Raw genomic sequence first — 20067 nt, forward strand, 5'->3', positions numbered from 1 at the left:
CACTAAACGACCGTGCCGCTCATTTCAGGTCGCCGGCAACTGCGCTCCCCTCCTTCGTGAGCCCGTCGAGGGCCATCAGCATGCGCGCCTTGCCGTGTGCGACATGACTGAAACTCGCTTTGTAGCTCAACTCCGCGTCCTTTGACTTCAGCGCCGCGACGATCTCGCGATGCTCGCGATTCGATTGCAGCAATGCCCCGCGCTGCACCAGCCCGTACGTGCGAAAGAGATGGAATTCTTTCACCAGGCCACGATACAGCTTGATCAGTCGCGTGTTCTCGGTCGAGCGGACGATGAAGTCGTGAAACTCGAGGTTGACGGGATCGAAGCGGGAGAAATCGCCCTTCTCGGCCGCGTCCTCCATCTCTTCTACGAATCCATCCAGCTTCGCCGCGCTCTGCGTGGACAGGATCGGCGCCAGCAACGACGCCGACAGTCCGATCAGGCCCGCGCGCAGATCGTAGACTTCAATCGCATCGCTCTTGGTCAACCGCTTGATGAACACACCGCGGTTCGGGATCAGGTACACAAGACCCAGTTCCGCAAGCGCCCGGCAGGCTTCGCGCACCGGTCCGCGGCTGACCGACAGCTTGTCGGCCACAAGCTTCTCATTCAGGCGCTGTCCAGGTATCAGCTCGCCACGTAAGATCATTTTTTCGATCTCGTGTTGCACCACCCCGGTGAGGGTATGCGATTGAAGTTCCGCGACGGTGACGGTAGAGGTGCTGTAATCGGTTTTCATGCATCAAGAATAGATTGCACATTGCAAACTGTCAACACTTCTCACATCCATTTCGTTTGCGATCCGATTGCCCCCGCTCCGACCTCGAACTGTCTCCTGCATTCTGCAGTTGATCAGAACAATCGGGTTCGATGCGTCGCACTTATTACCTTTACTTTCGAACGCCTTCAATTCGGCATTCTTCGCTGATCGAGACTTTCCGCTCCACTTCCGTTCCTGCTTGCTCGTCAATGGGCAATTAAATTCGTTTAATCATCGGCACTCAAGTCGGCTGAAAGACCGCCACCTTATTGCTGACATTAAAGTATATAAAAACTCTATGAGTTTTCGGATCAACGGTCAATGTATGTGCGTTTTTCTCAGATGCAATATGGTCGATTATGGAATTGCTATCAAGATCCACAACTTCGACGTTACCAGATTTATCGCCCATAAAAGCTCGCCGCGCAATGACATCGATCGCAGTTTGATCAACATCGCCACCTTTGAACGGCATGGTATTAACGAGTTCTCCAGTCGCGGGATCAACTGTTAACATCTTCTGATCCCGAGTTCCTATTAAGAGGTGCTTTGTCTTGTCGTCATAGACCATAGGCTTGGCGTCGGTCTTGACTCCCAGATCCCATACAGCTTCGATCTGGTTAGTATTTGGATTGATAACGTCGATCATGTTGTCGACTGGTTGATAAAGCCGATCGAATTGCGCTACATACAAGCCTACGTCCGGCCCGTGTCTCGCGGGATGCGGCTTCAAGGTCACGGTACTGACTTGTGCAAACGGCGGTTTGCCATCGAACAAAACTTCGTTGTCTGTGTCGTCGTTCGCTACAAAAACCTTGCCCGTTTGTCCGTCGACGCTCACGCCATCCGGCGCCTCCCCTCCCGAATTAATCGTTGCCACTTTCTCGAAAGTTCTTTTGTCGATCACCACCAGGGTATTGCTTTTAGCATCGGAGACGAAGGCATAAGTGTCACCGATATCGATCCCATTAGCTTCCTGAACACCTGAAATCGTTGCTTTGACCGCCAGCTTTTCGGCATCTATGACAATGACATTATGCGCGGGTGCCTGGCCAATCCATACCGTGTTTGTTTGTTCGTCGTACGTAACCCAATCGCCGTGACCACCCTGTCCGGGAAGATCGATGATTTTGATCAAACTGTAATGAGATTGGGCATTAGCGCTTGCTATACCTGCTAGTGCGAGCACGCTGACCACCATTAAGCGAATCGATCGCGCAGGCTTGAAGGTCTTCATGTGATTCCTATTATCTAGTAGCGTGAATCGAGATCCCCCAAGCGGCAAAGCGGAGGGACGCCCGGCGCGTCTTGACGCATGGGACGGCGATTTTGTACGGATACAGCCCAGGCCCGCAGGAGTTAAGGACCACGCATGTCTCTAATTGCAAACTGTTAAGTGTTGACAGACTGAATTATCGTCGCAATCTGCAAACTGTCAACAGTTGACGAATAGGTGGTTACGCTTAGCGTTCGAGCGCTTCAACCGCCACACAGCCGGCAGGTGCGATCGTCTAGCGACTCGACCTGTTGCCGGTGATCGCCGGCAGAGGCCTTGAGCCGCGACTCGCTCGCGTAGTAGGTACCACGCCGCCGAGTGGCACTCGAGTTTTGTCTGGAAGGAATTTATCCAGCGCCGGGCTGTTAACGAAGTGCGTCGCCTGCGTTCCACGGGCGGCGCTACCCCGTTTGACCCGACGATGCAAATGACCGCTAGTCGGGTCTTTTTTCTCCGCAGCACCACCGCGCAACTTGTTCCAACCGTTTACTAGTGAACCAGGATCGTGCTGTCGGGTGACCAACTCAATGTCACTTTCGAGTCGACTGGAATCAGGTCATCGCCGGAGTTTTGCACATGGACCTTGAGCCGCTGACCGCACCAGTCGAGCATATAGGTCGTGTTGATACCCGCAAAAACGTGATGGACGACCTGTGCCGTCAGCCGGTTATTCGCACTCGCACTCGGAATCGGCCCGCCTGCCGCACGCTCGAGAGCGATTTTCTCCGGACGAACCGCACACTTTGTCTGATTGGACGCCGTGGAACGCGACCCAAAACGAATCAGGTTGACGTCGTCGATGCGCATGCCGCCCGTCTCCAGTCGTCCATTGAGAATGTTCGCATCACCGAGAAAATTCGCAGCGAATTCGCTCGGCGGCTGATCGTAGAGTTCCCGTGCCTTACCCTCCTGGATCATCCGGCCATCGCGTAGGATACCTACACGATCGCTTAGCGTAAGCGCTTCTTCCTGATCATGCGTGACGAATACCGTGGTGATCGCGACATCGCGCTGGATGCGGCGCAATTCAACCTGCATGTCCACGCGCAGCGACTTGTCCAGCGCGCTCAGCGGTTCGTCGAGCAGCAATACGCGGGGCCGCGTGACAATCGCGCGGGTCAGCGCGACCCGCTGGCGCTGGCCACCGGATAATTGATGAATGCGGCGTCCATGCATGCGGCCGAGTTGCACCAGATCCAGCACCTCCCCCACCCGCCGCTTGATCTCGCTCTTGTCGACATGCCGCACCGACAATCCGAACGCGACGTTGTCCGCGACGTTCATATTCGGGAACAACGCATAGTTCTGGAACACCATGCCGATCTCCCGCCGTTCCACCGGCAAGCGTTCAACCGGTTGAGATCTCGCCGGTGTTGGCTAGCTTTATGTCCACGATGCTCGGATTGCTGTAGGGACGGTCCGCGAACAGACCGTCCCTACCCTCTGACTTTGCTTATCGCTGGCGATCAAATCGGTCACCGTGACCCTTCAATCGACACGCCCTCGCGAATTGCATCAGAGCAGTCTCACCTTTTTTTCACGCCACAAACACAGCAGATCACACGCGAGATGCGCGGCGGCGATAGCAGTGATGTCAGCATGATCGTACGCGGGCGCGACCTCCACCACGTCCGCGCCGACAATATCCACCGCACCGAGCCCACGCACGATCGCCAGCGCTTGCGCCGACGACAGCCCGCCCGCCACCGGCGTGCCCGTGCCTGGCGCGAACGCGGGATCGAGGCAATCGATATCAAACGTCAGATACGCAGGACGTTCCCCCACGATAGAGACAATGCGCTCGATCGCCGCGCGCGGGCCATGATCATGAACCCATGCCGCATCCAGGATGTTCATCCCGAGGAAATCGTCATTCCAGGTGCGGATGCCCACCTGCACCGAATGGGCAGGGTCGATCAAGCCGTCCTTCACCGCCTTGTAGAACATCGAACCGTGGTTCAGGCTCTCGGGGCTATCGTCGGCCCAGGTGTCGCAATGGGCATCGAAGTGGATCAGCGAGAGAGGCTTGCCAAACTTCTCCACGTGCGCGATCAACAGCGGATACGTGATGAAATGATCGCCGCCGAACGTGAGCATCCGGGCGTCCGATCGCAGGATCGTGCGTGCGTGCTCGACTATCGCGGGCTTGATCGTGAGCGGATTGTGCGCGTCGAACCAGCAGTCGCCATAGTCGGTCACGGCGAGATCGTCGAAGGGGTTGAAACCCCACGGGTACGGGTTGAGTTCGGCAAGCTGCACGCTCGCTGCGCGGACCGCGGCCGGTCCGAAGCGTGCACCTGGACGGAAGGTAGTGGCGAGATCGAGCGGTATGCCGGAGACAACCACATCAACGCCGTCAAGCACGCGCGTGTAATTACGGCGCATGAACGACAGCGCGCCGGCATAAGTATTTTCAGTGGAAGAACCGTACAGCGACGAGCGACGGATGGCGCCGTCGCCAAGGTGGCGTTCAGTCATGATTGCCTTGTTGTGGAACAGACCGCAATGGCGCATGGGTCAGGTTGGTACGCCAAAGCGGACGACGGATTCATTGGGAACGCGACGGGCACCCGGGCGGTACCCGTCGCGCTGGCTTGCGAATCCTTTAGCGCAGCCGCACCAGAGTCGACTTCAACTCGGTGTACTTCTCCAGCGCGTGCAACGACTTGTCGCGGCCGTTGCCCGATTGCTTATAACCGCCGAACGGGAAGTTCATGTCTCCCCCTTCGTCGTAGCAGTTAACCCAGACAGTACCGGCCCGGAGGCTTCGCGACATTTCATGAGCGGTCGTGAGATCCGAGGTCCAGACGGCGGCGCCAAGTCCATAGTCGCTATCGTTAGCGATCCTGACCGCTTCCTCAGCAGTATCGAAGGTAATCACCGACAGCACCGGCCCGAAAATTTCCTCGCGTGCGATCTTCGCATCGGACGAAGTGATGTCGAAGATGGTCGGCTCGATGTAATACCCCCCGCTCGCCTGATCCACGCGCTCGCCACCCAGCAGCAGCTTCGCTTCCTTGCGCCCTGCCTCGATATATCCGAGCACGCGTTCGAGTTGTACTTCGTCGATGATCGCGCCCATCGAGGTCACCGGATCGAGCGGATTGCCCGGCTTGTAGGCGCGCGCGGCCGCGACCACTTTGTCGAGAAACTTGTCCTTGATCTCGCGCTGCACAAGCAGACGCGAACCCGCCGTGCACATCTCGCCCATGTTGTAGAAAATAGCGCCGGCAGCCGAGTTCGCGGCACGGTCGAGGTCGGCACAATCAGCCATCACGATGTTAGGTGACTTGCCACCGAGTTCGAGCCATACACGCTTGAGGTTCGACTGCCCCGCGTATTGCATGATCAGCTTGCCGACGTTGGTCGAGCCGGTGAACGCGAGACAGTCCACGTCTTCGTGCAGCGCGAGCAACTTGCCCGGCCCGCCGGCGCCCGGCACCACGTTGAACACGCCCGCGGGAATACCCGCTTCGAGCGCGAGTTGCCCAAGACGAATTGCCGCGAGCGGCGATTTCTCCGACGGCTTGAGCACGACGCTGTTACCTGCAGCCAGCGCAGGCGCGAATTTCCACGATGCCATCAGGATCGGAAAATTCCACGGCACCACCGCGGCCACGACGCCAATAGGCTCCCTCGTGACGAGCCCGACGAGATGGTGATCGCTCGGCACCACTTCACCGCCGACCTTGTCGATGGCTTCCGCAAACCACTCGACGCAATACGCGGCGCCGGGTACGTCGACGCTGGTTGTATCGCTGATGGGCTTGCCTGCGTCGAGCGTCTCAAGCAGCGCAAGTTCGTCCATGTGCGCGCGAATCAAGCCCGCCCAGCGCAGCAGGATCGATTTGCGCTTACGCGGATTAAGTCCTGCCCACACACGTGTTTCGAAAGCATGGCGTGCCGCAGCGACGGCTGCGTTGACGTCGGCCTCGCCGCTGTCGGCAATCTTCGCAAGCAGCGTGCCGTCGCTTGGATTCACGCAATCAAAGGTGTTGCCGGACGCCGCATCACGATACTCGCCGTCGATGAACGCCCGCCCTTCAATATGCAGCGACGCAGCCAGGTTCTGCCAATATTCCAGGGATTTCTTTTCCATGAGGATACCTTCATTTTTTCATACTGGTGAGGACGTCCCGGCACTTTAAGCGAGCGGAGCGTCAGAAACTGGGCGGTGAATTAGCCGATATCACTTCGCATACCTGATCAGCGCTAGGGTTGCGGAAGCGATGTGCAAAGCGGCTTTCGAAATAGTAGCTGTCTCCTGGGTCGAGCAGCCAGGTCGTGTTCTCGACAGTCAGTTCGAGCTGGCCCGACACCACCACCCCGCCTTCGTGCCCCGTATGCTGCAAGCTTTCCGGACCGGTGTCCGCGAGCGGTTGATAGACCTCGCGCATGATGCACATGTTGCGGTCTTTCACACCGGCGCCCGCGAGATAGAACTCGATGACATCGTTGCCCAGGTTCGGCATCTCCGCACGGCGCGACACGACCCCGCGGTTTGACTCGAGGTCGAACGTAAAGAACTCCGCGAGCGTCATCGGAATGCTTTCCAGTAGTTTCTTAAGCGATCCGACCGAAGGACTCACTCGGTTCTGTTCGATCAACGAGATGGTTCCGTTGGTTACGCCAGCACGTTTGGCAAGTTCACGCTGCGAGAGCCCGTGATGCTTGCGAATGTATTGAAGGCGCGTAGCCACTTCTACGGACATGGGTGCAGTCTCTGGATGGAAGCGAAAGAAACGGAAAAGGTTCGGGTGTCTTGTGAACACCCCTATGAATCAACTTCCGCAAACGACCTAGCCGTTGAATATTCTAGTCACCCGGCATTTTCCGCTGTCCGGAGAAACACCTAGATGAATACGAGAAAAAATATTCTAGGCCGATCCCATTTAATTTAGCAACCGTAAACGACCCTAATAAGTCGCATAAGAAACTCATCAAAAAAAGGTTTGACGGCGTTTTTGTCTCGTATATCCTGAATAACAGCCAAGCAGACCGACAGTACGCAATACGAAACAGTAAGCAAAGTGTCAGGATTCGACGCTGAAGTAAAACTGGATCGAACAACGGATGTCCGATGTTTTGGCCGGCGAGATGTTTAGAATTTTCAACACTCAAGAAGAGATAATCGTGAGAGTCCGTGGCCCGTTGGTCAGGTGGAGCAGAAATCAGGACGCGATCTTTCATCGCGTCGCTGATCGCTCCATCTCCGACAGTAGCAGCGGCAAGCTTGTCGATCGCCGTTTCCTGTCCGTCTTTACCATCCTCTCCCGTCGCTCGGTGCGACGCCACAACTCGGTCGCCGCACGCGCCTTCATCGCCGTGCATTGCGTCGAGGTTGCGTCCCTGCTCCCCTAGCGCCCTCCTTCGTCATTTCGCTGTTCGATTTTCCTGTTGGGCGTTATCTGCGCGCTGACTGCGTGCGCTCGCGCTCGACTTGAGACTTGAGTTTCAGTACGCGTTTGCTTTTCAGGCATTGCGCGCGGGGAAACGTGCGTCTCGTGTTTATCGAACAGCGCTTTTGTTTTCGCCACATCGCGGCAGCGTTATATCCAGTATCACGTTAATACGCTGCGCCTGAAGTGCACTGAATTGGTTTTGCGCATAAACGCCAAGCCAGGGTGCGCTGCTGCCCGATGAAATCGCACTAGCCATAGTTTTAAAATCATTTTGTCAGCCATGCGAAATACTCCTGTAATCGGCATAAGCGCAGATAGAACGATGTCGGGTTCGCATCCATCGCACACGGTCGGCGAGAAATATATCGCGGCCATTGTGGATGGGGCGGAGGCGCTCGCCATACTGTTGCCGGCACTGGGCGCGCGTCAGAACATCGAAGACATTCTTTCTGTTGTCGACGGCCTGCTCTTCACGGGCAGTTATTCAAACGTGGAGCCGCATATTTATGGCGGCCATCCGAGCGCGCCCGGCACCCTTCATGACGCGGCGCGCGACGCCACCACGCTGCCGCTCATGCGTGCAGCGATCGAGCGTGGCGTGCCCGTGCTCGCCATTTGCCGTGGTTTCCAGGAGATGAACGTGGTCTTCGGCGGCACGCTGTATCAGAGCGTTCACACGGTGCAGGGGTATGCCGACCACCGTGAAAACAAGGAACACGCGCTGGACCTGCAATACGGCCCTGCGCACCCGCTACGAATTGTCTCCGGCGGTTTGCTCCATAGATATAGCGGCCTGTCCGAGGCTCACGTCAATTCACTGCACGGCCAGGGCATCGAGCGGCTTGGCGACGGCCTCGCGGTCGAAGCCGTCGCGCCCGATGGACTCGTGGAAGCAATCAGCGTGAAAGGCGCAAGCGCGTTCGCGCTGGGACTGCAATGGCACCCGGAATGGAAACACGCGGACGACGCGTTATCGACGGCGATCTTTAAAGCCTTTGGCAACGCGTGCCGCGATCGAATGCGCATCAAGGGCGATTCGGTGAGCGTGTCTCCCCTTGAGACAACCACCAACCTGCCCGCGCAACACTGAGGAAAATGAAATGCATGATATCGACGAGTTTTTGAAGAAACACCGCATTACCGAGATCGAAGCCATCATCCCCGACATGGCCGGTACGGCACGCGGCAAAATCATTCCGCGCAACAAGTTCCAGTCCGGCGAGTCAATGCGACTGCCACAAGCCGTGATGATCCAGACGGTCACCGGCGACTATCCCGAAGACGGCAGCCTGACCGGCGTCACCGATCCCGACATGGTCTGCGTGCCCGACCCGTCCACCATCCGCCTGATTCCGTGGGCCGTCGACCCGACCGCCCAAGTGATCCACGATTGCGTTCACTTCGACGGCACGCCGGTCGCCATCTCGCCGCGCCATGTCTTGCGGCAGGTTCTGGACAAGTACGCGAAGAAGGGTTGGAAACCGGTTGTAGCCCCCGAACTGGAGTTCTTCCTGGTCGACATGAACATAGACCCTGATCTTCCGTTGAAGCCACCGGTCGGCCGGACCGGCCGGCCAGAAACGGGACGTCAGGCGTATTCCATCGAAGCGGTCAACGAGTTCGACCCGCTCTTCGAAGACATCTACGAATACTGCGACGTGCAAGAACTGGAAGTGGACACGCTGATTCATGAAGTAGGTGCCGCGCAGATGGAGATCAACTTCATGCACGGCGATCCGCTCAACCTAGCGGACCGCGTCTTCCTTTTCAAACGCACGGTGCGTGAAGCCGCATTGCGGCACAAGATGTACGCGACCTTCATGGCCAAGCCCATGGAGAACGAGCCGGGCTCCGCGATGCATGTGCATCAAAGCCTGGTCGATGCGGAAACGGGGAGCAACCTGTTCACCGGTGCCAATGGCGAGCCGACCGCCCTGTTCCACGGGTATATCGCCGGGCTGCAGAAATACACGCCCGCCCTGATGCCGATCTTTGCGCCGTACATCAACTCGTATCGTCGTTTGTCGCGCTTCATGGCCGCGCCGATCAACGTCCAGTGGGGCTATGACAACCGCACGGTCGGCTTCCGCATTCCGCATTCGGGACCTGCGGCACGGCGTGTCGAGAACCGCATTCCCGGCGTGGACTGCAATCCGTATCTCGCGATTGCAGCGACGCTTGCGGCAGGTTATCTCGGCATGACGCAGCAGCTTCAACCCACCGAACCGCTCACGAGCGACGGCTACGAATTGCCGTATCAACTGCCGCGCAATCTTGAAGAAGGGCTCTCGCTGATGGGCGCCTGCGAGCCGCTCAACGACATGCTCGGCGAAAAATTCGTGAGGGCATATCTGGCGCTCAAGGAAACCGAATACGAAGCTTTCTTCCGCGTCATCAGTTCGTGGGAACGCAGACATCTGTTGCTGCACGTCTAAGCGCAGCACTTAAAACCAAGGAGATGACATGAACTATCGATTCGGAGAATCGGCTTTCGTGCAACCGGCGGCCGGCGTGCCGAGCGCTCAAGCGCCGCAGCAGCAACGCACGACCGCCGAGTATCGCGCGCTCGACGCCGCGCACCACATCCACCCGTTCTCGGACATGGGGGCGCTCAACCGCGCCGGCAGCCGCGTGATCGTGAAGGCGAAGGGCGTTTATCTGTGGGATTCGGATGGCGAGAAGATGATCGACGGCATGGCCGGCCTCTGGTGCGTGAATGTCGGTTATGGACGACGCGAACTTGCCGACGCCGCGTTCCGGCAAATGCAGGAACTGCCGTTCTACAACACCTTCTTTAAGACGACTCATCCGCCGGTAATCGAACTCTCGGCGCTGCTGGCCGAACTCACGCCCGCGCCCTTCAATCACTTCTTCTACTGCAACAGCGGCTCGGAAGGCAACGACACCGTGCTGCGGATCGTCCATCAATACTGGGCGACGCAAGGCCAGAAGCTGAAGAAGTTCGTAATCTCGCGCAAGAACGGTTACCACGGGTCGACCATCGCGGGAGCCACGCTTGGCGGCATGGGTTATATGCACGAGCAGATGCCCTCGCAAGTCGAGCATATCGTGCACATCGACCAGCCTTACTGGTTTGGCGAAGGCGGCGACATGACGCCCGAAGCCTTCGGTCTCGCGCGTGCGCAGCAACTGGAGCACGAGATTCTCGAACTCGGGCCGGAGAACGTAGCGGCCTTCATTGGCGAACCGTTCCAGGGTGCGGGCGGCGTGATCTTCCCGCCTTCGACTTACTGGCCGGAGATCCAGCGCATCTGCCGCAAATACGACGTACTGCTGATCGCCGACGAAGTGATCGGTGGTTTCGGCCGTACCGGAGAGTGGTTCGCGCATCAGCACTTCGGCTTCGAACCCGACCTCATCACGATGGCCAAGGGCCTGACCAGCGGTTATGTGCCGATGGGCGCAGTCGGACTGCACGATCGCGTGGCGAAGGCAATCATCGAGAACGGCGAGTTCAATCATGGTCTCACCTACTCGGGCCATCCTGTGGCCGCCGCTGTCGCTGTCGCGAACCTGAAGCTCCTGCGAGACGAAGGCATCGTGGAGCGCGTGAAGAACGACACCGGTCCGTACTTCCAGAGCGTGTTGCGCGAAACCTTCGCGGGCCATCCGATTGTCGGCGAGATCGCGGGCACCGGGTTGGTCGCCGGCATCCAGCTCGCCGAAGATCCGAAAACGAAAAAGCGCTTCGCCAATGGCGGCGATGTGGGCACGCTGTGCCGCGATTTCTGTTTCAACGGCGGCCTCGTGATGCGCGCGACCGGCGACCGGATGTTGCTGTCACCGCCGCTTGTCATCACCCGAAGCGAGATTGACGAGATTGTGTCGAAGGCGAAGAAGGCCATCGATGCGACCGCACTGCAACTCGGGCTTTCTTAACACCGCTACCAATCGTTACCAACCGGAGCGGGCATTTCACACGTCCACACGCTGCCCGCCCCGGGCTTTCCACCTAGAGGAAACATAAAACCATGATCCCCTGTCAGCTTCGTCATGCAATTGCAATCGCCGCCTTGTCCGTCGTCGCGGGCGCAGGTGTCTTCACCGCCGTGCCCGCGTTCGCCGATGGCGAACTCAACGTCTACAACTGGTCCGACTACATCGCGAAGGACACCATCCCGACCTTCGAGAAAGAGACCGGCATCAAGGTCAAGTACGACAACTACGACAGCGACGACACGCTGCAAGCAAAATTGCTGGCGGGCAGCTCGGGCTACGACATCGTCGTGCCCACCTCGAACTACATGGCGAAGCAGATTGAAGCGGGCGTCTACCAGAAGCTCGACAAATCGAAGATACCGAATCTCGCGAACCTCGACCCGACGCTGATGAAGATGATCGCCGAAGCCGACCCGGGCAACCAGTACGGGGTGCCATGGGCATACGGCACGGATGGCATCGGTTATAACGTGCAAGCGGTCAAGAAGGCGCTTGGCGACAATGCGCCGATCGATAGCTGGGCTCTGGTCCTGGATCCAGCCAACGCGTCGAAGCTGAAAAGCTGCGGCATCTCGATCCTCGATCAGGCAGTGGACGTCTTTGCGGCCACGTTGCAGTACATGCATCGCGACCCGAACAGCACGAACCCGGGCGACTACCAGGCGGCCTTCGATGTACTGAAGAAAGTCCGCCCCTATATCACGCAATTCAACTCATCCGGTTACATCAACGACCTTGCGAACAATGACGTTTGCGTCGCACTGGGCTGGTCGGGAGACGTCGGTATCGCGGCTCGCCGCGCTGCCGAAGCCAAGCGTAGCTATGAGATCAAGTTCTCGAACGTGAAGGAAGGCGGTTTGCTGTGGTTCGACGTCATGGTCGTGCCAAAGGACGCGCCGCACCCCGAGGCCGCGATGAAGTGGATCAACTATATCTCCGAGCCAAAGACCAACGCGGCGATCACCAACGAAGTGTTCTATCCGACCGCCAACCGTGCCGCGCGCCAGTTCGTGCTGCCCGCGGTTGCGCAAGACCACACTGTCTATCCGCCTGACGACGTGCTCTCGAAGATGACCCTGATGCGTCCGCTTTCGGCCGACATCCTGCGCCTCGAAAACCGCCTCTGGGCACGACTGAAGACCGGAACCTGATGGCTTGACGCGGTGCGGTCCTGATCGCACGCACCGCAGAGAAATCCCGGCCTGCGCCGCCGTCAGGCGCAGCCCGTTGCCACGCTTCGCAGCCTTTCCTGTGAGTCGCCTCCGCGACCCGTATGGGACCGCTTGCGCCTGCGTTCAGGTGGATTCACTTGAGGTGGATTCACACGAATCCGTCAACACACTTGCAATCAAGACTCGACGCCATGAATTCAACTCCCGTATTGAAGCCTGTCGAGGCGACCCCGATTCGCCCCGAAGCACGTCCCGCGACGAACGACTTTGTCCGCATCGAAAACGTCGTCAAGAAGTTCGGCGATTCCTTCGCCGTCGACGACGTCTCGCTCACGGTCGCCAAGAACGAACTGTTCGCGCTGCTCGGCAGTTCCGGATGCGGCAAGTCCACGCTGCTGCGCATGCTCGCCGGGTTCGAAACCGTCACGTCGGGAAAGATCTACGTGGACGGTGAAGACCTTGCAACGCTGCCGCCCTACAAGCGCCCGGTGAACATGATGTTCCAGTCGTATGCACTTTTTCCGCATATGGACGTGACCGCGAACGTCGCGTTCGGCCTCAAGCAGGAAGGCACGCCGAAGAACGAGATCAAGGAACGCGTTGCCGACGTGCTGAACCTCGTGCAGATGAGCAAGTACGCAAAACGCAAACCGCATCAGCTCTCCGGTGGCCAGCAGCAGCGCGTTGCGCTCGCCCGCTCACTCGTCAAGCGACCGAAACTTCTCCTGCTCGACGAACCGATGTCCGCGCTCGACAAGAAGATCCGCCAGAAGACACAGCTTGAACTCGTGAACATTATCGAGAAAGTCGATGTCACCTGTGTGATGGTCACCCACGACCAGGAGGAAGCCATGACGATGGCTAACCGCCTCGCCGTCATGAACGAAGGCCGCATCGTGCAGATTGGCTCTCCGAACCAGGTCTACGACTATCCGAACAGCCGCTTCTCGGCCGAGTTCATTGGCTCGACAAACTTGTTCGAAGGTGTCGTGGTGGAGGATGAACCCGACCACATCTTCGTAGCAAGCGACGACCTCGATTCGCGCATGTACGTGAGCCATGGCGTGACCGGCCCGCTTGGCATGCCGGTCGGCATCTCGGTGCGGCCCGAACGCGTGTTTGTCTCGACGCAACGCCCCACCGCCCCGCACAACTGGGCACGCGGCGTGGTCTCCGGCATTGCGTACATGGGCAGCTATTCGCTGTATCACGTGCAACTGCCGAGCGGCAAGACGATCGTTTCCAATCTTGCCAGCGCGCACCTGATGGCCAACGGCGCGCCTTCCTATAACGACGAAGTTTTCGTCCATTGGTCGGCGGCCGCCGGTGTGGTGCTCACACAATGAAAACCCTCACTCGCTCCTCGCTCCTCGCGCGCATCGTGCCGTCCGGCCGTACTGCCGTAATCGGCGCGCCGTTCCTCTGGCTCACGCTGTTCTTCGCGCTGCCCTTCCTGCTCGTCTTCAAGATCAGCTTCGCCGACCTGAAGCTCGGCATTCCGCCGTACACGAATCTCGTGAGCATGAAGGACGGCGTGATGCATTTCGCGCTGCAATTCAGTCACTACCTGTTCCTGCTGCAGGACGACCTGTATATCGCGACCTACATCAGCTCGCTGAAGATGGCGGCAGTCTCCACGTTCTTCTGTCTTCTGATCGGCTACCCGGTTGCGTACTACATCGCGCGCGCTGAACCGTCCAGACGCAACGTGCTGATGATGGGCGTGATGCTGCCCTTCTGGACCTCGTTCCTGATCCGCGTGTATGCATGGATCGGCATCCTCAAGGACGACGGGCTGCTGAACCACACGCTGATCGCGCTCGGCCTGCTGCATACGCCGATGCGCCTCTATCACACCGATATCGGCGTCTATATCGGCATGGTCTATTCGTACCTGCCCTTCATGGTGATGCCGCTCTATGCGCACCTTGTGAAGATGGACCTGACGCTATTGGAAGCCGCCTATGACCTCGGCGCAAAACCATGGACGGCGTTCACCCGGATCACCTTGCCGCTCTCGAAGAACGGAATCATCGCGGGCAGCCTGCTTGTGTTCATTCCGGCGGTGGGCGAATACGTGATTCCCGAACTGCTCGGCGGAGCCGACACGCTGATGATCGGCCGGGTCATGTGGGACGAGTTCTTCAACAACATGGATTGGCCGATGGCTTCAGCGGTGACGGTCGCCATGGTCGTGCTGCTGCTCGTGCCGATGGCCGTGTTCCAGTACTACCAGGTCAAGGAACTGGAGGCATCGAAATGACCAAACCCAATAAATTTCTCTCGACCAGCGTGCTGACGTTTGGCTTCCTGTTCCTCTACATCCCGATCATCAGCCTGGTCGTGTACTCGTTCAACGAGTCGAAACTCGTGACGGTCTGGTCCGGGTTCTCGCTCAAGTGGTACGGCGCGCTGCTTCACGACGACGAGCTGCTCGGCGCCGCGTGGCTGTCGCTCAAGATCGGCTTGCTGACCGCGTGCGCGTCGGTGGTCATCGGCACGTGGTCAGGCTTCGTGCTCGCGCGCTTCGGCCGCTTTCGCGGCTTCACGCTTTTCACTGGCATGATCAACGCGCCGCTCGTGATCCCCGAAGTGATCCAGGGCATCTCACTACTGCTGCTTTTCGTCGCGCTCGAACAGATGTTCGGCTGGCCAAAGGGACGCGGCATGCTGACGATCTGGATCGGCCACGTGATGCTGTGCGTGTCCTATGTCGCAATCATCGTGCAGTCGCGGGTGAAGGAACTCGACCGTTCGCTGGAAGAAGCTGCGCTCGATCTCGGCGCCACGCCGTTCAAGGTGTTCTTCGTCATCACGCTGCCGCTGATCTCGCAGGCGCTGCTGTCCGGGTGGCTGCTCTCGTTCACGCTTTCAATAGACGACCTCGTGCTGTCGGCATTCCTGTCGGGCCCCGGCTCGACCACGCTGCCGCTCGTCGTGTTCTCGCGCGTACGCCTCGGCCTGAACCCTGAAATGAACGCGCTCGCAACCCTCTTCATTGCAATCGTGACGATCGGCGTGATCCTGGTCAACGCCTTGATGCTCGGAAAAGAACGCAGGCGCGTTCGCGACATGCAACTCGCCTTCGCCACCGCGAAGTCGGACATGGAGCGCGAGGCCAACGAGCGCACGAACCGCGAAGAAGCCCTGAAAGCCGCATAAAAACAGCAGTTCCCCGTAATAACACGACAACCGGAGAAATGGGATGCAAAAGAAACTGATCTGCTTGCTGGTCGCGGCGTGTATGCCCGGCATGGCAATGGCCGATTCGACAAGTGCGCAAATCAAGGCACTTCAAAAACAACTCGAAGCCTTGCAAAAGGAGGTCAAGGAACTGCGCACGGAAGTCGCAACCAAGAAGACCGTGCCCTCGGTGGCTACCGCGCAAGCGGCACCTGTACCAGCCGCTGCTGCACCGGTGGACATCTCGTCGCCGGACTACGGCGCGCAGCGCGCGGCGCTCACCAACGACGACGTCACACGCATGAAGCAGCAGATTGCGAACCAGCAGTTGAAGGTGGATTCGCTCACGGATGCGGCGACCACCGGTCCGATCGCGGGCCTGTCGATTACGGGCTACATTGATCCGACCTACGTCTACAACCGCGCACAAAGCTCGTCGTCGTTCCTGTTCGCGAACCACGAGAGCACGTACAACTACTTCAACAGCACCTTCGGCGATCTGTATCTCGACATCAAGAAGACCTTCGGCGTGGGTCCGATGGCGCCATCGGCAGAAATCACGTTGATGCCTAACCGGGGCAACGGCATCACGCTGCTGCAAAACTCGAAGGGCGGGATTGGCAACAACATCCTGAACACAGCGGTTGTAACCGTACCGATCTCCGCGACGACCTCGTTCGTCACCGGTCTCATCCCGAGCTTCGGCGGTTATGAAGTGCAGCAGTCGAACATGATGACCACGCTCACGCACAACTTGCTGTATGACTTCTCCGATCCGGGCAGCTACATTGGTGTGGGCGTCAACTACACCAGCGGCAACTGGGCGTCGAAATTCTTCCTCGGCAACGAGCAGTACCGCACCTACGGCTCCGTCACGCAGACGGGCACGAACGCACTCGGCGACCCGATCACGACCAGCAACAAGATACCGACCTTCACCGCGCGCACGGACTACACCTGGTCCAGCGCACTCGATATCGGCGGGTCGTTCAACATCGGCCGGCAGACGCTCCCGAGCGCCACCGACGCCACCACGGGTGCCATCACCTACGGCGTGGGCGGTCAGTCGCCGAGCTCCGCCGGCACGTTCTTCTTCACTGAGGCCGACCTGACCTACACGCTCGCCGACGTGACCTACAACGCCGAAGTCGACTACGGCCAGCAGCAGCACGCAGCGTTCAACGGTGGCGAGGCGCAGTGGTACGGCATCTCGCTGCTTGCACATCGCAAGTTCAACATAGAAGGTATCGGCCGCATGGGCGTGACCGCGCGCTACGACTACCTCGCCGACAGCAAGAACGGCGGTGGCGGTGGCGGCGTTGCGCTGAACTCGTCGGGCCGCGATCCGTACAACGGCTTCGGCATCGGTTCGGAGTGCCTTGCGAATTCGCAGGCGAACGGCGGCCTCGGCTTCGAGTGCAAGGGCTCGAACCGTCAGGACGTGGCGCTCGACCTGCTGTTCTTCCCGACCCAGCAGATCACCGTGAAAGTTGAATACCGCCACGACTGGGCGAACAATAAGGTGTTCCTGCGTAGCGACGGTTCGTACAGTAAGTCCAACGACCTGCTCGCCACGCAGTTCATCTACTCGTTCTAACCGCGATGGCCGGTGTTTTGCACCGGCCTCGCGGCCCGTTGTCCGTTTTGGCTCGCTCATGCTCAAATTCTCGAATCAACCGCACGTCCCCTCGTATTACGCTGCAACCGCCAACGACACCACGCGCCATGCGCCGCTCGAAGGCACCGTACGCGCCGACGTCTGCGTGATCGGCGCCGGGCTCACAGGTGTATCGGCTGCGTTGAATCTTGCCGAGCGCGGGTTTTCGGTGGTCGTGCTCGAAGCGTCGAAAGTCGGCTGGGCTGCAAGCGGTCGCAACGGCGGCCAGATGATCGGCGGCTTTGCTTGTGGCATGGATACTTTCGCCAAGACCATGTCGCCGTCGGACGTCAGGCTCATGTGGGAACTCGGACGCGAGACGCTTGACATTGTGACGGGGCGTATCGAGCAGCATCGTATCGATTGCGAACTGACGCTCGGGTACCTGACGGCCGCGAACAAGCCGCGCCAACTGGATGAACTGCGCGTCTGGCGCGATCAGACTGCCCGGGATTTCGGCTACGACCGCTTCAGCATCGTCGAGCGAGATGCCATGCATGGCTTCGTGGATTCGGCCCGCTATGTAGGCGGTCTGCACGATCCCGACAGCGGTCACCTGCATCCGCTCAACTACACACTCGGTCTTGCGCGCGCGGCCTGCGAAGCCGGTGCGCGAATACATGAGGATTCCTGCGTGACCGACATCCGGTCGCATGGGAATGGGCATCGGATCGCTACAACGCATGGTGTGGTCGAGGCAAAATTCGTCGTGCTCGCGTGCAATACATTCGTTGGCAGCGTTGCGCCGGCACTCGCACGCAAGGTCATGCCGGTCGGCACCTACGTGGTCGCGACCGAACCGCTCGGCGAGGCGCGTGCGAAGTCGCTGATGCCCGCGAATGCCGCGATGTGCGACTCCCGCTTCGTACTCGATTATTTTCGCCGTTCGAAGGACCACAGGCTGCTATGGGGCGGCAAGGTCAGCTATTCGACCCTGGAGCCGCGCGATCTCGCTCAGGCGATGCGCCAGGACATGCTGAAGACCTTCCCGCAACTCGCCGAGGTGAACATAGACTACGCGTGGGGCGGCATGGTCGACATCACGATGAATCGCGCGCCGCACTTCGGCCGCGTCTCGCCAACGATGTACTTCGCACAAGGTTTTTCAGGGCACGGCGTCAATACGACCGGGCTCGCGGGCAAGCTGATCGCCGAGGCAATCGATGGTCAGGCGTCGCGCTTCGACCTATTCGAAAAGATTCGCCATCGCGACTTTCCGGGCGGCGCTACACTGCGCACGCCTGCCCTCGTGCTCGCGATGGCGTGGTATCGAATGAAGGATTTTCTCTGATGGCCAACACCCTCGATTCACGCGCCGACGCACTCGCGCGCCACTCTTATTACGAAGCCAGCGTCACGCGACCCGCGGCCGCCGATCCACCGCTCGAAGGTATGGTCGATGCCGACGTCTGCGTAATCGGCGCCGGTTATGCGGGTTTGTCGGCAGCGATCGAGTGCCGTGAGCGTGGTCTGTCGGTCGTGGTGCTCGACGCCCACCGGCCAGGCTGGGGCGCGTCGGGCCGTAACGGCGGGCAGACGCTCGCGGGCTTCGCGAAAGACGAAGAGATAGAACGGCAACTCGGCACGCAGGGCGCACACGCAGCGTGGGCGATGTCGATTGCGGGCGTTGCGCTCGTGAAGGCGCGCATTGCCCGTTACGGGATTGATTGCGACTTCACGCCGGGGTATATGACGGTTGCGACCAAACCGCGTCGCGTGGAAGATTTGCGCCGCTGGATGGAGGCCGCGCAGTCGCGATGGGGCCACGCGCACCTTAGCTGGATCGATGGCAAGGACATGCCGTCGCGGATCGCGTCGGAGCGTTATCTCGCGGGCGTGCACGACGCGCTTTCCGGGCACCTGCATCCGCTCAAATACTGCCTCGGCCTCGCCGATGCCGCGCGTCGCGCAGGCGCTCGGCTCTTCGCGCATTCCGCCGTGCGCGACGTGGTGCGCGGCGCGAAGCCGGTCGTGAAGACAGATCGGGGCGAGGTGCGCTGCCGCTTTGTCATCGCGTGCGGCAACGCGACTATCGGCGACGTGCTGCCCAGCGAAGTGGCCGCGCGCATTGCGCCGATAGCGTCCTATATCGTCGCGACGGAACCGCTCGGCCAGGCTCGCGCCGACGCGCTGATTAGCAAGCGCCCGGCTGTCTGCGACAACAATTTCCTGCTCGATTATTTCCGTGTCTCGGCCGATCATCGCGTGCTGTTCGGCGGCCGTGCGAACTCGGCGGGCGCATCGCCTGCGGCGTTGTCCGAGCAGATCAGGAAGCGCATGGTGCGCGTGTTCCCCCAACTCGCCGATGTCCGCATCGCACACGCGTGGGGCGGTTTTGTCGATGTCACGCGCAACCGCGCGCCGGACTTCGGCGCGATCGATTCAAACTACTACTATGTGCAGGGTTTCTCGGGGCATGGCGTCGCGTTGACGGGCATGGCGGCGCAAGTCCTCGTGAAGGCAATCTCCGGAGACACCGCCTCGTTCGATCTGTTCGCACGCCTGCAACACACACGCTTTCCGGGTAGGCAGACGTGGCGCCGGCCCGCGCTCGAAATCGGCATGCTCTATCACCGCGTGCTTGATCTCTTGTGAGCGGTTCCCGCCGCGCGATCATGTCGATCCTCTGGTAACGTATCTGACCAAAGCGCCCC

The 20067-nt window shown here is 59.5% G+C and carries 17 protein-coding genes; 11 read left to right on the top strand and 6 right to left on the bottom strand.

All coding sequences use genetic code 11. From position 1 onward, the window contains the following. Positions 1–19: 19 nt before the first annotated feature. The 6 genes from EOS_RS38240 to EOS_RS38265 all read right to left on the bottom strand — a co-directional run bounded on the left by EOS_RS38240 (position 20) and on the right by EOS_RS38265 (position 6751). Positions 20–742: an FCD domain-containing protein gene (locus tag EOS_RS38240; RefSeq protein WP_047897409.1), complete on the bottom strand. Its 723-nt coding sequence runs from the start codon at positions 740–742 to the stop codon at positions 20–22. A 262-nt stretch (positions 743–1004) separates the two neighbouring features. Continuing rightward, positions 1005–2000 carry a YncE family protein gene (locus tag EOS_RS38245; RefSeq protein WP_047897410.1) on the bottom strand — a complete coding sequence of 332 codons (996 nt, stop codon included), beginning with the start codon at positions 1998–2000 and terminating at the stop codon, positions 1005–1007. A 528-nt stretch (positions 2001–2528) separates the two neighbouring features. Continuing rightward, positions 2529–3377: an ABC transporter ATP-binding protein gene (locus EOS_RS38250; RefSeq protein WP_268760392.1), complete on the bottom strand. Its 849-nt coding sequence runs from the start codon at positions 3375–3377 to the stop codon at positions 2529–2531. A gap of 177 nt (positions 3378–3554) precedes the next feature. Continuing rightward, on the bottom strand, positions 3555–4517 hold the full coding sequence (gene speB / locus EOS_RS38255) for an agmatinase (protein ID WP_047897450.1): 963 nt from the start codon (positions 4515–4517) through the stop codon (positions 3555–3557). Positions 4518–4644: 127 nt separating this feature from the next. After that, the gene (locus tag EOS_RS38260) at positions 4645–6138 is read right to left on the bottom strand and encodes an aldehyde dehydrogenase (RefSeq protein WP_047897411.1); all 1494 of its coding nucleotides are present in this window, start codon (positions 6136–6138) and stop codon (positions 4645–4647) included. Between the two features lie 61 nt (positions 6139–6199). Next, complete coding sequence (locus EOS_RS38265) at positions 6200–6751, bottom strand: cupin domain-containing protein (RefSeq protein ID WP_047897412.1); 552 nt, start codon at positions 6749–6751, stop codon at positions 6200–6202. 421 nt (positions 6752–7172) lie between these two features. On the opposite strand from EOS_RS38265, the gene EOS_RS38270 reads away from it, so the two are divergent. The 11 genes from EOS_RS38270 (at position 7173) to EOS_RS38320 (ending at position 20008) form a co-directional block, all read left to right on the top strand. Continuing rightward, complete coding sequence (locus EOS_RS38270) at positions 7173–7400, top strand: hypothetical protein (protein WP_082163679.1); 228 nt, start codon at positions 7173–7175, stop codon at positions 7398–7400. A 321-nt stretch (positions 7401–7721) separates the two neighbouring features. Next, positions 7722–8531 carry a gamma-glutamyl-gamma-aminobutyrate hydrolase family protein gene (locus tag EOS_RS38275; RefSeq protein ID WP_047897413.1) on the top strand — a complete coding sequence of 270 codons (810 nt, stop codon included), beginning with the start codon at positions 7722–7724 and terminating at the stop codon, positions 8529–8531. A 10-nt stretch (positions 8532–8541) separates the two neighbouring features. After that, the gene (locus EOS_RS38280) at positions 8542–9876 is read left to right on the top strand and encodes a glutamine synthetase family protein (RefSeq protein WP_047897414.1); all 1335 of its coding nucleotides are present in this window, start codon (positions 8542–8544) and stop codon (positions 9874–9876) included. Positions 9877–9904: 28 nt separating this feature from the next. Beyond that, on the top strand, positions 9905–11341 hold the full coding sequence (locus EOS_RS38285) for an aspartate aminotransferase family protein (RefSeq protein ID WP_047897415.1): 1437 nt from the start codon (positions 9905–9907) through the stop codon (positions 11339–11341). A 92-nt stretch (positions 11342–11433) separates the two neighbouring features. Then, on the top strand, positions 11434–12552 hold the full coding sequence (locus EOS_RS38290; RefSeq protein ID WP_047897416.1) for a polyamine ABC transporter substrate-binding protein: 1119 nt from the start codon (positions 11434–11436) through the stop codon (positions 12550–12552). A gap of 212 nt (positions 12553–12764) precedes the next feature. Continuing rightward, positions 12765–13919, top strand: a complete 1155-nt coding sequence (locus EOS_RS38295; protein ID WP_047897417.1) for an ABC transporter ATP-binding protein — start codon at positions 12765–12767, stop codon at positions 13917–13919. After that, a complete protein-coding gene (locus tag EOS_RS38300; RefSeq protein ID WP_082163677.1) occupies positions 13916–14836 on the top strand; it encodes an ABC transporter permease subunit in 921 nt (306 codons plus the stop codon). Before EOS_RS38295 ends, EOS_RS38300 begins: the two co-directional genes overlap by 4 nt. Beyond that, the gene (locus EOS_RS38305; protein WP_047897419.1) at positions 14833–15735 is read left to right on the top strand and encodes an ABC transporter permease subunit; all 903 of its coding nucleotides are present in this window, start codon (positions 14833–14835) and stop codon (positions 15733–15735) included. The genes EOS_RS38300 and EOS_RS38305 overlap by 4 nt, the downstream gene beginning before the upstream one ends. A gap of 43 nt (positions 15736–15778) precedes the next feature. After that, positions 15779–17353 carry a DUF3138 family protein gene (locus EOS_RS38310; RefSeq protein ID WP_047897420.1) on the top strand — a complete coding sequence of 525 codons (1575 nt, stop codon included), beginning with the start codon at positions 15779–15781 and terminating at the stop codon, positions 17351–17353. A gap of 58 nt (positions 17354–17411) precedes the next feature. Next, positions 17412–18704: an NAD(P)/FAD-dependent oxidoreductase gene (locus EOS_RS38315; protein ID WP_047897421.1), complete on the top strand. Its 1293-nt coding sequence runs from the start codon at positions 17412–17414 to the stop codon at positions 18702–18704. Further along, a complete protein-coding gene (locus tag EOS_RS38320; protein WP_047897422.1) occupies positions 18704–20008 on the top strand; it encodes an NAD(P)/FAD-dependent oxidoreductase in 1305 nt (434 codons plus the stop codon). The genes EOS_RS38315 and EOS_RS38320 overlap by 1 nt, the downstream gene beginning before the upstream one ends. Positions 20009–20067 lie beyond the last annotated feature (59 nt).

The organism is Caballeronia mineralivorans PML1(12) (genome assembly GCF_001028175.1).
Classification (GTDB): Bacteria; Pseudomonadota; Gammaproteobacteria; order Burkholderiales; family Burkholderiaceae; genus Caballeronia; species Caballeronia mineralivorans.